Here is a 14855-nt window from a genome sequence, read left to right on the forward strand (position 1 = left end):
CTTTTTCCCTACAGATTCATGATGACAAAAGGAACTAAGTGCTCCCTTTGGATTATCTTTTTTTGTTTATTGCTTTTGTAATCGATAGCGTTTTAAAAATGCTTTCGTACGTTCATTTTGTGGATGCTCAAAAAGCTCACTCGGTGTTCCCTGCTCACAAATAACACCTTGATCCATAAATACGACACGTGAACTGATATCATGAGCAAATGCCATTTCGTGTGTTACGACGATCATGGTTAAACCATCTTTAGCCAATTGTTTCATGACATACAGAACATCACCTACCATTTCCGGATCTAATGCACTGGTTGGCTCATCAAACAATAGGATTTCAGGATCCATACACAAAGCGCGAGCAATTGCCACACGCTGCTTCTGACCGCCAGATAGCTGCATACTGCTGGCATTGGCAAACATCTCCATACCAACCTTACGCAGATTATCCAACGCTTTTGCCTTCGCCTCTTCTTTACTGCGTTTCAAGACCTTGAGCTGGCCTAGCATACAGTTTTCTAATACCGTTTTATTATTGAATAAATTAAATGACTGAAACACCATACCAACATGTGATCGATGAACATTCAAATTCAACTCACCCTTTAAGATATCCTTACCATGATAAAGTATTTCACCGGCATCCGGTGTTTCTAATAAATTGATACAGCGTAATAACGTTGATTTTCCACTTCCGCTAGAACCAATAATAGTAATAACCTCATTGCTATCACAGTGAAAATCAATATCCTTTAACACTTCCAAAGAACCAAAATGTTTTTTTAAATGACGAATTTCTAACAAAGTATCACTCATGCCAAATCACCTGCCTTAGGTACGCTTTGACTAGTCGGAAAGGAAGTCTTAGGCATATGCAGACGTTTTTCAATCCATGTCAACAATAGCGTAGCAGCACTCGTCAATAGCAAATAAATAACACAGGTAGATAGAAAGGTTTCCGTAAACAGCATCATACTTCCCGCTACAGAACTAGATTGGAAAAACAATTCCATTACGCCAATGACATTCAGCATAGAACTATCTTTGATATTAACAATTAATTCATTGCCTAAAGAAGGGAAGGAGTTGCGAATGGCTTGTGGTAAAACGATGGCTGTCATGGTCTGTGTATTTGTCATACCAAGACTTCGAGCAGCCTCAATTTGCCCCTTATCGATAGATTGAATCCCTGCTCGTATGATTTCGGACATGTAAGCACCCGTGTTTACAGATATGATGACGACTCCAGCAACATTAGCACTCCATCCCAGATAAGGGCGCAATGCATAATACAGAAACATTGCCTGTACCATCATTGGCGTACCCCTAAAAAACCATACATATACTGCCACAATGCTATGCAAGATACGTTTTACTATACGTATTGGCATACGATCACGCGGCTCTATTTTTACGGCTCTGACACCACCAAGCACTAGACCAATCAATAAACCGAAGAAAGTGCCCAATACTGCCAACATTAACGTAATCTTAATACCATACCATAATAATGGTATATTGTTTTGGAATATCCACCAGGCTTTTGGCAGCATTCCTTCAGGAACAGCAGCAATTACCATGTAAGAAACTCCTCCTTATTCTGCCTTAGGCTGAGCTTTTCGTGCTTCTTTCATCCATTCATCTCGCGTTTTCTTAGAAAGATTATCAACTGCTTTTTGAACGTCTTTAAAGAGCTGGGAATCACTAGTCCCTTTCTTCATAGCAATAGAAACACTTGTATCAATGTCAAAGCCCTTCCCTTTTTTGAAATGTACAATGGTAAGATCCTTATTAGCCGCAACTGCCCCTTCAGCTACAGGAAGTTCCGCTGTAATACCATCCACTTCTTTTTTCTGTAAAGCCACGATCATTTCAGGATAAGTCGCTTTTGGTGTTGCATGCTTTACCCCTTTGATTTGATCAATGACCGTATCATAATTCGTACTCTTCTGACCAATAACGGTTTTGCCCTTAAATTGTTGAATATCATTGTATTTTGCAACCTTTTTATCACTCTTACGAACGATCATAACCATTTCACTTTCATAATATGGCGTAGTAAAATCCATACCTGCGCGGCGTTTATCATCGGCTGTCATCCCAGCAATCACCGCATCAATCTCACCTGAATTCAATGCTGGCTGTAATCCTTCCCAGCTAACTTTTTTAACTTCGATTTCACGATCCAACTGTTCTGCCACATAACGTGCCACACGTACATCATAGCCATCACAATAACCGGCTCCACCGATTGCTACACTGGTATCTGTCTGCTCATTGCTCTGCCAATTAAATGGCGCATAGTTACATTCCATACCAACTACAAACTTTTCTTTACCAGTTACGCTAGATACATTTTTTCCATCATCTTCGCTTCCTCCACATCCGGAAAGCACAAATGTCATTGCCAATGCGGCTGTTGCTAATTTCTTAAGTTTCATTTTTTTACCTCTTTTCTTAATACACAAAAAAGTCGCGCTATTGCACGACTCCATAGTTCGAGTGTCAATAGCTCCTCTTCATCTTACATGAAGGAGTGTTATCGGTATTTCCAGATAACCCCAGATAACTTCCCCGCCGGAAAATCACCTTCGGCGATGATTACCTTTCAAAGTTTTCACTGCCTGCCGGCTCCTACTCCTACTCTGACGCATCGCTGCCTCTATATGATTTTTTTGTCTTTCCTACTTTATCGCAATTCATCTTTTTTGTCAACCGTCAATTATTTACAATTTCTTCATAAATTTTGACTTGCTTTTCTATACTTTCCATAGAGCAGCAATAGCCCTCCACTGCCTAAGAAGAGGCTCAAGATCTCTATTCTCCTGGTAATATCTTTCGTCTGCACATCTTTATTTGCAGAAGATGATGCATCATTCCCCGTTGCGAAAGAGGGGTCTTTTTGATGAGAGGCAGAAGAATCATCGTCTTGTATTGGTAAAGTTTTGTTTTCAAATTTTGGTTCTATCACAACTTCCCATTGTTCTTTCCCATCCATCTGCAATGGAACACTAAACAACGATGGGGCACTGCTATAAATACTGTCTTGTAGAGTTGCCTGCTTTTCTTGTACTAATAAATACATCCCCGCTTCTTGCTTAGTAAAAACCGCTTCACCTTGACTATTAGTTGTACTCTGTATACCTTTTAAACCATGCTCATGTACATAATCGGCTAACATTTGAGCATTTTGTTTTTGATGCAAAGAATCCATATCATCTAAATTCAGTGATACATGCAGAAAATCACCACTTTGAGTCCATTCTGAATCTTTCCAATCGGCAACTTTGTATATCGCAAACGATACATTTTGTAATGCGTGCCTATCATCACCATCCTTTTGTATGATTGCTTTGATAATGACATTTCCATATTCCTTTGCGTATGCAATACCAAAAGGCATTATAAAAAGCAGACTGCAGAAGAAAATACCAATACTGATTTTATATCGTTTATTTCCTTTCTTCATATGCGTTTCCTTTCTTTCGTACATACCACTTTACACTTATATATACCCCAATTAATACAATACATGCAACACCTAATGCTTTAATATAGAATGGCAATTCAGCCTTTAATTCCATTTCATCAGCTATTTTAACAGCTTCCTCATAAGGAATCCTTGTTCCTCTCACTAATAGGCGATGTGTATTTATCGCATAAGGCGTACACGTCAATAAAGTTACATAATCTTTTCCTTCTACTATGGATAACGCCTGGGTTTGTGTTGGTTTCACAGTTAGTATCTGATCCACCTGATAAGCAAGGGTATGATGCAAAACTTTGATGTAAAATACGTCCCCTTTTTCCATTTTATCCAGATCGGTAAAAAGTTTTGCGCTAGGCAATCCCCGATGTCCAGATAATACCGTATGACTTGTTTCCCCGCCCACCGGCAAAGAAGTTTCTGGTAAATGTCCGATACCAGATTGTAATACACGTTCGCTTATTCCGTGATAAATTGGCGATAAAATATGAATCTTCGGTATCTCAATATAACCAAGCATGCCATTTCCATCTATATCTAGCAGTTTATTATAAGTAGTATGCTTCAACTGTTTCGCTTCTTCACTGAAGGGATCAAGTATCTCACTGTTTCCAATTAATGTTCGATTATATGCCAATGCCTTTTGCATCATTTCATCTTCTTGCTGTTGCGTAATATGTGATACTTCCTGTTCATAATCTGTAGCAATCGTTGTCGCATGTCGCTGATTCAAATAATTGCTAATAGCCGGATAAAATAAGATACCTAACCCTATCAGATAGCCACATATTCGCAAACACATAAAGATTCGTCTTTTCATAACCTCATCCTCAATCTTATCTTTCTTCCGCAATAGGCACAAGCTTTCTCATGCCCATTGCGGAAAAAACAGGTGATTTTCTTAAATAAAGTCCTGTTCTTCCTTTTTACTTATGCTCTTCTGCGTTTTCTACTAATGGCAGAACAGCTAATCATCACTGCTAAAATACCAACACCAACGATAGTGAACATAATCGTACCATTCCCACCTGTATCCGGTAATACACTGCCTGATTTGTTCTCAATTGGAATTTCTGGAGAAGCATCTTTATTTGTTATTGTTATTGTTTTTGATTGATCTCCTATTGTATATGTAACATCCACTTTCTCTAATTTTTGTGTACTAGTATTATAAGTTGGCGCAATCTTGATCGTTACATCTCCTACAAGTTTATTGTAACCATCAGGAGCTTTGATTTCTTTTAACTTATAAGTTCCAGCATCAAGTCCACTTATTTTTACTTTACCATCATCATCAGAGGTTATAACAGCTGAAGTAAAACCTTCTTTATTTGCCTCCTCTGAAGTAGCCTGTCGGTAATTTCCTCCAGTAAAGGCAATTAAATTAATTTTAGAAGTACCATCTGCTTTATACAATTCAAATTGTGCCCCAGCTAAAGGTGTTTTTGATTCAGCATCATTTGTATCTGTTAAATAATACTTATAAATCGTAAAATCAAAAGTATGTACATCAACTACACTAGGCTCAGAGTCTTCAGTTCCTGTTGCTGGATTCGATGGGTCATTGCTATACTCTACAGTTGCGCTATTGGAATTCGGATTCATTCCGGAAACTGCTTTTTCATTTAAAATAGCTGTATACGTAACCTCTATTGATACTCCTACTGAATCCTTGTTAGAAATAAAGTTATTAAAGGTTATTGTAATGCTTTGCCCATTTTTAGTTAAAGTATATGTATCCTCTTTCGGTGTATCTGTATTATCTTCCGTTAAAATCTTTTCCCCTATTTTCACACTGCTAATCTCGCCAAATGTTAAACCCTCTGATAATGTATCCTTAAAGTTAAAAGTATAACTACTATAACCGGTCATATCAGGAACAACGGATGTCAATTTAAAAGTTACCGTGTCACCGATATTTGCATCTTTTGCTATATTAGTGTTTCCATCTACGATTACCTTATCCACTGTCGGATATGTACTTTTCATATTAATTGTTGTTTCAGTTTTATGAATACTAACTAACATAGCTGGACTCTTTACTAATTCATTAGTCCCATTTACTGTGTCTGCTGCACCCTTTGGATAAACCAAATAATATCCGTATGATATATCTGCTATCGTTAAACTATCTGCATTAGCTGTCTCAGATTTTGTCGGATTTATTGTTTTTCCTTTTTCTGTGGTGACTAACCAATTTAGAACATTTTTGGCAAAATCTACTTTAGCTGTATCCTCATTTAATCCACTTACATAATCATATGCAGCAGTTGACAAAGCATCATCTGCCTTACCAGTAAATCCAGGTAACGTAAGGAAATACTCTTCGAAATCCGTATTCAATGTATATGCGACATTATCACCACTTTTTGTAGCACTAAACAATTGATACAATTCCACCGTTTTACCATCTTTCGTACCGTTGATTGTTAAACTTCCTTGTCCATCCGCAGCCGTGATTGGCTTACCAAACCCTAACACCATGACAAAGGCAACTGCCACTGCCATAAAACTTGCAAATATTCTTTTCATTTGTTTTCCCTCTTTCCTTTTCTGTTATGAATATTTTTCTGCTTTGTATCAAGCAGGTGGTGAATTACTTTGTCGCTGCTGTTTCTTCATAGCTAGCCGCTCCTTTCTTCTTTTCTGATGCCTTATCACATCACTATAAAGCATAACGATCAATATACAGCCTCCCACCAGAATAAACATAAAGATTCCCATGCCACCGGTATCTGGCAGTATTGCAAAATGACTATTGGTAATCGTAAAGGTTGTATGATCCTGTGAACTATCTATTTTGGTAATATAGTCTGGTATTGCTGTTTCACTTACGGTATAGGTGTAATAACAAAGACTTCCATCCTCTGCTGTCTTGTAAGCTGGCAGATCTGTAAGTACATGCTGCCAAGTTGCTTTTGTTGTATCACCATTGATGACATAACTCTCATATCCCGTTACAATTTCACTTTTCTCTTCCTTATTTTCTATCCATGATCGTTGCAGTGTAATGTTGATCTTGTCTGGTCGCAGCTGATCGCGATTATCACTATCTTTCCAAACTTTATTGATTGTGAGTTTCAAGAATTCATCGCATGGATCTTGTTCCTGTGATGGTTCTGGTTTGGTTGTATCAGAAGCATTAGTCCCGGATGATATATCATCCATCAGCACTGCTTTTGCTGGTGATACATAAGCATTTAATGGAATTGCTTGCTGTGAAGTAGATGATACAAGCTGCGCATCTTTCAGCGTTTCAAATTCTTTTACATTGACGATATGTTTAATGCTGTATGCATTCCAATCATCAACCTTTGTTGTTATATCAGTTAAGATGGACGTTTCTTTTGTTATTTCGTTATATATACTGTTTACTTTTCGATAAATGTGATAGAGATTATTCTCACCTTCTACCTTTTCAATCGTATTGAAGTCATAGCTTGAAGCAAGACTACTCTTTCCTGTAAAAGGTCCAATCGAATTTGCAGTACCCTTGATAGTATCACACAATTCCATCGTGTTATCGAAGAAGAGTCCTTCTTTGTTAAAACCAACAAAGCCACCACTGCTACCTTCTTCTTTCTGCACATCCTTGTCATTATCCGCTCCACCGCCAAATACATCATAACCAAACTTTGTACCGTTAACTTTACTGTTTTCTACTTTTGTTCGATTTGCTTTGATTAAAGTGACGCGGACGTTTTGTTCATTCTGCTCAGAATCTATTAATCCATTCTCATTACATGGTAACTTTATTGTAGAATCTCCTAAGGTAATAATCGCAAAATCGGTTTCAGCTGGATTTTCTGATGATTTTTTTGACAAACTAACCGAAATTTTTAAACCTAACAGGTTCAGATTGACTACATCGCCATCTTTTAAAGCTTTTACCTTAAGAATGCCAAGATTGATATCAAGTAAACCCAGATTTTCTAAATCGTCTATATATAACGCTTTTACTAATGGATTTAAAACAACCGTTAACAAGGCGTTGACAAGTTCTGACTTGAATTGTACATCGGCCAGATAAGCAAAATCGGTTTTGCCAATAAAGCCACCGGCAATACCTTGACTGGCTACCTGATTGACTCCTTGTTCCTGTGTTTCACCTCCGGCAATACAATTCACGATGCGGGCAAGATTACCATAACCGATAAAGCCACCGGCAATTGGCTGTGTTCCTTGCCCACTGTTTACAAGGTAACCACCCGCAATACCGGATACCTTACTATCATGGATATTAGAGCCAAAAACATCCAGTACACCTAAAGAGCCACCAAGTAGTTCTCCAAAGCTACCTTCTAAAACATCTAGCTTATCAGCATCAACGACACCGCTCTTGCCACAATAGCCAACAAAACCGCCGGTGTTATTTAAGCCTTCAACTTTTGCTAGATTGGTCACGGTACTATTCTTGATAGAGCCATCCAATAAGCTGCCGCCAAAGCCGCCGGCATTGCCATAATAAACTAAAGATGCATTGCTTCCTTGGGATGATTCCGTATGTGCGCTAACATGTAAGCCAGCCTGTGGACTTCCTTTAACCTCACTATGGTATACATAGGTGCGGAAAGTATCCAATACATCAATACCACCGGTTTTAATAAGATGTAGGATATTGGTTGTTTCATCTCCAGATACTTGTGCTGCTGCATCGACATCACCTATTCCAAAACAACCTCCAACATGATCTCCTCCAATAACAGAACGTAAACGATCTACATGGACACCGGAATCTGCCGTCTTTTCTTCTCCTAATACCGCGCCTGATAAACTTCCGGCAAAGCCTCCGGCTGCTTTTGCATACGCTGTATTTACACCCTCTTGATAAGCACCATTTACGACAATGCCCCAATCATCCCAGCTGGATACTTTGGCATAGCGGATGGTTGATATCGTTGCATTCAATACTTGAACAAGATCTGCTGGGGATGCTATCAATAAATTTAGTACCTGATTTAATAGTCCTTGCTTGGTTGCGGTATCCACACGTGTGACACTGCCTGGATCTACTTTACCCGCATAGCCTCCTACATAACTTGTCCCATCTACACGACGCAGTTTTTCGATATTACAAGCTGTTGTCGCATTCCCCCAAATTTGTCCGCCAACCATGTAGCCGACATAACCACCGGCATACCCGGTTGTTTGTGTTTGATTGACACCAGTAGCAGCAATACTGGCACCGCCACGATATCCTTCAACACTTGATGTGTGAATGACAGGCACAAAAGATTCTATCGCTGGTATCGTACCTGCTAATTTTACATTAGCTAAATCAATATCACCGGTTTTGGCAACTGTTCCCGTTATCATTTCGCCTGCAAAACCACCGGCACTGCGATATGCATTACTTATTTTTAAGTCCTGCGCTATCGCATCTGTAATTGTACCGCCTTCCATGCGTCCTACATAGCCACCAGCTGCACTTCCTTGTATTGAGGTTGCAGCATCCTGGTTACGGCCGGCACTTACTGCATAACCATAGGCATATTTTTGTATGATGTTAGTGAACTCTTCAGCAGTATTAACTTCTCCTAATTCTTTTAACTGTTGTCCATATGCCCCATATACACCGACTGCCTTTACCCAGGCATTCCATTCTGCCATATCCAAATTTCGCAAAGGTCCTGAAACCGCTGTTTGCTTTTCGCTAGGATATACTGACTGCATTACAGTCAATGGATTATCAAGTGTAATCAAATCAAATAAGAGATGCAGACTGCCGGTATCTACCACATTGGCACATTGCATCAAACCTGTGTAACCACCGGCATATTCCACACCATATACCGAACGAATGCGCTTTATACTTGCTTTGCGCTGTGGTCCAGTATAGGCACTGCTCTTCCAATCACTACCATCATTGCCCCAAATCTGACCACCGAAATTATGACCGACATAGCCGCCTGCCAGACCTCTTAGCACACCATCACTGCTTTGCGCATCTGCTCTTACGACACCGCCACATGGGATACAAGTTGTTTCACTGTTTTTAATTGTTGGGACAAACGTTCGCAGGACGCTTACTAGATTATCCGCTTGAATCAGCCCACCTAATACACTTGTTCCTGTGACAACATTTGCCACATCACCTGGTTGTATAGTACCTGCATAGCCACCGGCACTTTCTCTGGCTATGATATGAGCAAAACGATAAACATTGGCATCTTGAACCTGTGTTCCCTGCATATCTCCTGCAAAACCGCCTGCTTTTCCGATCTTTCCAGTCGTATCACTTGCGATAACATTAAATCCGGAAGCAACGCCGTAAACATCACTATGCTCTACGATGGATACAACAACATTTAAGGCAGAAGCTGCATTTGCCAACTTTAAAACCTTATCTAAAACCTTAACTCCGCCAATGGCTGCCGTGCTGCCGATTACAACCTTACCAAAATAGCCACCGGCATAGCGATAACCTTTTATTGCATAGTCACTTGTACCATCAAAATAAGAATTAGCTTCTCTTGTCTGCAAATCCTTTGGTTCTACAACCTTTGTATTTTGCAGCTTTTGTACATCACAGTTACTAATTTGAACACCACTGGCATAACCGATATAACCACCGGCACTTCCGGTATTTACATCATTTGTATTATCTTTTGTATCACTGCCACTTACATGCACACGCATTCCACTCGCAATTGAGCGTATGGATGCATGTTGGATAACCGGCACAAAAGCTTGAATAACACTAAGTGTATCATTGAATTGTGTCAGCTTATTTAAAAGGCTGCTGTCTTGTCCGACTTCCGCAACACTGCCTGCCTGCACAAGGCCACCAAAGCCACCGGCATAGCGTAACCCTTCTACTTTCCAAAGATGCTCTACTGCTGTTCCTTTTTGTCCATCAACGGCATTCGCTTGATTATCAATATATCCACTCTGCATCTCTCCGACATAACCACCGGCATAACCTTGTGCCTGCGATATATCATTTCCTTCAAACACTTCAGTATGTACATACAATCCAGCATTGCCCTCATCATTTGCATGTCCGGATACTTTTGCATCCGTAATGGTACTGCTGGCAGCTTGTAAAACACTGGTTAATTCTTTTACATTTAATAATTTACCTAAAATAGAGTTTAACAATTCTCCTATAGCATCACTTGCCTCTGCTACACTTCCGGAACGTAAGATGCCCACATAACCACCGGCATGATAAGCACCGATAACTTCTTTTACATCTGTTATATTGGCATGCGCTATTGTCACCGCCTTGCCATGGCCAAGAAAACCACCCGCATCACCTAATGCAACATCACCTTGTTTTCCTGTTGCACGAACAATTAGCTGTTCTCCTGTAATAGAAATATCAGAAAGTTTAGGGTATGCGACATCCATGACACTTAGCAACTGGGTAGCATCTAACAGATTTAATACCTTGATAGAACCGGTTTGTGCAACATCACCTGGCAATAAGCGACCAGCAAAACCTCCGGCATAAGCTGTTCCTTTTACATATGCTAAACCACTTACCGTTGTTTTTGCCTCTGCTGATGTATCACCGGCATCCGGATGGTTCACACGGTAATTCATATCAACTGCCTGTCCATCGCCAATGACACCACCAGCGATTTGCGCAGAAACCTGTGGATCAGCACCATTCGCTACATAAGTAAGTGTAATATCTTGAAATTCCGGTGTTAAGGCACTCATGACTCCTAATAGATTGGTGAGGTTAATTCCCGCTAGATTAGTTGAATTTCCTACGGTAGCTAAAGCATCTCCGGCTTTCGCATAGCCGATAAAACCTCCGGCATTTCCGGCATCCATTGGTGCAGATACCAATTGTAAAGCAGTGACACTGGCACGTTTTACCTTTCCACTGATACAGTTACCGATAAAACCGCCGCTATGACTGTCCGTTTCACTCGTCACTACACGAAACCCTGTTGTTGTACCGGAAATGGAACTATCGTATACCATAGTTTCCACCATGTCAGCCAAGCTAAGAATGCCATCTGCTTGAATCAAGCCTAATCCTAAGACATCTACACCTCCAACACTCGCTAAGGTTCCACTTCCAAAATACCCGGCAAAACCTCCGGCGTTTTTACCGGCACTGATGGATGCTAGATTCGTTAAGTTCACATTTCGTACTTCTCCGCCTAATCCATAACCAATCACGCCTCCGGCATTACTATTGGCACCAGTAGCTTTCACCTTTAAACCAGTTGTACCACCTTGTATCGTTATATCTTTTACTTCAAACCGCATATAATCCGCAGCTTTTACCGTACTGCCTAAGACATCACTTAAGCTTGTCATGGTTGCTTTCCCAATGCCACCACCGGCATGCTCTATTGCTGATACAGTAAGAGAAGTTGATGCGCTAACTTTATTTCCCTTCTTGTCATACGTATAAGAAATATTATTTTTTGTTAAAACCCGCTGTACTTCCTTGGTTGTTGTCTTTGTATCATCCTTTAATTCTTCCGTATTTGAGATTTGTACTGCCCCAGCATAGCCTGTGAGTCCTCCGGCATGCTTGCCACTGGCGATAATCGCAATCTGCTGTCCGCTAACTTCTATTCCCGTCATGACGGAAGGACGCATACCTACTAGATTCAGTATTTGAATATTTTTATCCCCACTTAGGATACTTGATAACAATCCTTGAACCAGTTTTAACAATCCTTGCTTATCATCATCACTTTCATTGATATCTGCGACATCTCCCATATCCGCTTTACCGCTAAAACCGCCAACATAGTCCTTACCTGAAACCTTACCAAGATTTTTCACACTGCAATCAATTGCATAGCTATTGCTCATACTTCCTACAAAACCACCGGCATAACCTGCATTATCCTCTGTCGAAGTTGCCGTCACATTAAGTTTACCGCTACCTTGTATTTGGGAATTTAAGAAGACGGTATTGACAGGAAAGTTACCTAGCAAATCGATACCTAAAGAAGAAAGGGCTCCAGCAATGACTTGATTTGCTGCTCTTCCTGCGAAACCACCAACATAATTTGTTCCTTGGATTTCACTATCACCATTTGTGATAACTTTCGCATTGTGGATGATAGAACCTCTGATATCCCCGATAAAACCGCCGGTATAATCGTTACCGATAATTGATGCCCCACTTGCAAAACTTACGGAACAATTTGTTATAACCGCATTCACATAGCCAATAGGAATTAAGCTTCCCACATCTAATAAGCCACCATCTAATAAGAATGTAACTAAATCACCTAAGCCTAAAACAGGTAAAGCATTTAATAATTCGCTTAATGTTTTTAAAGTACCTCCAATCAACCCTGTAATAGCTTCATATTTGGTGATGCCTGATACATATCCTATCAATCCTCCAGTATAATTATTTGCATTTGTAATTCCCTTAAGATTGGTTACCTGACAATTGTCTATTTGAACGTTTCCTTTTACAACACCAGCTAATGCCCCAGTCGCAAAGGATTTTGGATCATCTTTTAAGCTCTCCCCTAGACCTAATACCTTTAAAACACCAGCAATTAATGAAACATTCTTATCAATGCTCTTTGTTGTCGTCTTCACTTGAACAGTATCTAAAGTAATATGTGATACAAGAATAGGTTCATCAGAAAACTGTAAGTTACTATCTCGACCTGATGCTAAGCTTCTAAAGAAGCCTATTCCATATTCTTCATGATAAGTTTTTGTAAATATCCCTTCACTTTTTTGATTAATAGCATCTGTCTGATTGATCTCTACATTATGAATGATTGCATTACTGCCTTCAACCATGCCCTTTTGTCCAATCATCGTACCAGTGAAATTTTCAATTGGCTCCCAGGCAACCGTCGCTCCTGAAGCTGTCCCATCCTCTGTTAAATAAATATCACGGAAAATAATATAATTCGCCGTATTGCTATAGGTTGCTCCAGCTTTTCCAATATTGATAGGTTCTGTACTGGTTGCATCATAGGTTAATTTTTGCTTGACATCTAGTTTACTACCATAGTAGTTGTAACATTTTGTTGCATCCGTAATCGTGATTCCATCTAATTTTTGACGATCGCCTAATTTATGTTCTCCATTCTTTACGGCATATAATTCTCTATTAGACCAGTCAAACGTCTCATCAAACTTAATCAAATCTGCATCTCCTGGATAATACAGACGAATTGGATGATCCGCATTGTCTTCTTTGACCTGCCATGAAGTGAGAATTGATGTACGTTCTTCATATACTTCCCAAATTGGTTCTGTGACTTTTGTATCCGTACCGATTGCTCTTAGCTGTTTTTGATTCCCAATTAGGATATAATCTTTATTATCAATAGTCTTAACAACCTGTCCAAAATACTCTCTTCCATCATATACCGATGGATATTGATCCGTATTGGTGAAAGCAAGGGCAGCTGCTTTTAAGGTTACCTCTTCGATAGAAAAAGAGGAAGCAAGCACATACGTATGTGCTTTGCCATAGGTTAAATGTGTACCATCCTTTAATGTATAAACTTGTCCAATACCAAGTGTTTCCGCATTCCAGTCCCCGGTTGTTACATATTCCTGCTCAGCATTTGCTGATTGCATCAAAGATAACTGATAGCGATTGTATATATAAATGGTATCTGTTGTTTCATCATACAATACATGTTCTTTACGTTCTTTATATGAAGTTATCGTTCCCGTAAAATCCTGTGGATAATACCACAAGGATGACTTTTCAAACTCAATATCCTGCATAAGATAATAATCCTGGTTCAATGAATACGTGATTGGCTGATCATCTATAAAAATCATCTCGCCATTACCAATCGCACCCTTTACATCCCCTTCATATACGGGCTTACCACTACCAATTAATTGAAGCTGTTTGTAATTATAAATACAAATTTTATTATCCTGATAGTATGTAGAAAGTGCTGTTTCATCTTGTGATAGTTTAACATCTTTTTGCACATTCTCTTCTACAGTCGTTTCTTTATTGTTTTCATCTGGTTTATCCTGCTTTAAAAGTGATTGTTCTTCATTCCTATCTGATGTTGGGGTATCCTCTGAAGCTACCTTACTTGCTGAAGTCTCTATCTTTTCTTCTGGTAATGTCTCTATTGGCTGTTCATCAACAGCATTAAAATCATCTGCTGATAACAATCCACTTTGCATAATAAAAAGAGCTGCACATAAACAAAGCATAATGATTTTTTTATGCATCCTTTTCCCCTGTGGCATGACTTTACTCAACCCTTTCAAATGTCTATATGATGTTAAAGTATTTTTCTCATCTGTATGAATGATTTCAGGTAACTTTTAAATAATCACAAATACATCATACCTATTTCTACTTAAAAGTTTAGCACGCTTATTTCTCATCGTCAATAAAAATGGTTATTTTATGTATGATTCATTAAGTATATTTACTCTTTCA

General features: G+C 39.3%; 7 protein-coding genes and 1 riboswitch. All 7 genes read right to left on the reverse strand.

The window, feature by feature from the left end; translation table 11 throughout:
• Positions 1-66 precede the first annotated feature (66 nt).
• The 7 genes from KJS44_RS09570 to KJS44_RS09600 all read right to left on the reverse strand — a co-directional run bounded on the left by KJS44_RS09570 (position 67) and on the right by KJS44_RS09600 (position 14641).
• On the reverse strand, positions 67-813 hold the full coding sequence (locus KJS44_RS09570; RefSeq protein WP_008687616.1) for an amino acid ABC transporter ATP-binding protein: 747 nt from the start codon (positions 811-813) through the stop codon (positions 67-69).
• Entirely contained in the window at positions 810-1577 is a 768-nt protein-coding gene (locus KJS44_RS09575) for an amino acid ABC transporter permease (protein ID WP_008687612.1), read from the reverse strand. The genes KJS44_RS09570 and KJS44_RS09575 overlap by 4 nt, the downstream gene beginning before the upstream one ends.
• 15 nt (positions 1578-1592) lie before the next feature.
• Positions 1593-2438 (reverse strand): transporter substrate-binding domain-containing protein, encoded by an 846-nt coding sequence (locus KJS44_RS09580; protein ID WP_008687610.1) that lies wholly within the window; start codon positions 2436-2438, stop codon positions 1593-1595.
• Between the two features lie 60 nt (positions 2439-2498).
• A riboswitch (Lysine riboswitch) is annotated at positions 2499-2670 on the reverse strand.
• A gap of 64 nt (positions 2671-2734) precedes the next feature.
• Positions 2735-3466: a pilin N-terminal domain-containing protein gene (locus tag KJS44_RS09585; RefSeq protein WP_008687608.1), complete on the reverse strand. Its 732-nt coding sequence runs from the start codon at positions 3464-3466 to the stop codon at positions 2735-2737.
• Complete coding sequence (locus KJS44_RS09590; protein ID WP_008687605.1) at positions 3450-4304, reverse strand: class C sortase; 855 nt, start codon at positions 4302-4304, stop codon at positions 3450-3452. Before KJS44_RS09590 ends, KJS44_RS09585 begins: the two co-directional genes overlap by 17 nt.
• 110 nt (positions 4305-4414) lie before the next feature.
• The gene (locus KJS44_RS09595) at positions 4415-6016 is read right to left on the reverse strand and encodes a SpaH/EbpB family LPXTG-anchored major pilin (RefSeq protein ID WP_008687603.1); all 1602 of its coding nucleotides are present in this window, start codon (positions 6014-6016) and stop codon (positions 4415-4417) included.
• A 48-nt stretch (positions 6017-6064) separates the two neighbouring features.
• Positions 6065-14641 carry a Cna B-type domain-containing protein gene (locus KJS44_RS09600; protein ID WP_244976532.1) on the reverse strand — a complete coding sequence of 2859 codons (8577 nt, stop codon included), beginning with the start codon at positions 14639-14641 and terminating at the stop codon, positions 6065-6067.
• Positions 14642-14855: the final 214 nt, after the last annotated feature.

The organism is Longicatena caecimuris, from assembly GCF_018406465.1.
Classification (GTDB): Bacteria; Bacillota_I; Bacilli_A; order Erysipelotrichales; family Erysipelotrichaceae; genus Longicatena; species Longicatena caecimuris.

Bases quoted from the DNA above. Each gene is read 5' to 3' on its own strand.
- KJS44_RS09595 (WP_008687603.1), bottom strand. From the start codon at position 6,016: ATGAAAAGAATATTTGCAAGTTTTATGGCAGTGGCAGTTGCCTTTGTC.
- KJS44_RS09585 (WP_008687608.1), bottom strand. From the start codon at position 3,466: ATGAAGAAAGGAAATAAACGATATAAAATCAGTATTGGTATTTTCTTC.
- KJS44_RS09575 (WP_008687612.1), bottom strand. From the start codon at position 1,577: ATGGTAATTGCTGCTGTTCCTGAAGGAATGCTGCCAAAAGCCTGGTGG.
- KJS44_RS09600 (WP_244976532.1), bottom strand. From the start codon at position 14,641: ATGCATAAAAAAATCATTATGCTTTGTTTATGTGCAGCTCTTTTTATT.
- KJS44_RS09580 (WP_008687610.1), bottom strand. From the start codon at position 2,438: ATGAAACTTAAGAAATTAGCAACAGCCGCATTGGCAATGACATTTGTG.
- KJS44_RS09590 (WP_008687605.1), bottom strand. From the start codon at position 4,304: ATGAAAAGACGAATCTTTATGTGTTTGCGAATATGTGGCTATCTGATA.
- KJS44_RS09570 (WP_008687616.1), bottom strand. From the start codon at position 813: ATGAGTGATACTTTGTTAGAAATTCGTCATTTAAAAAAACATTTTGGT.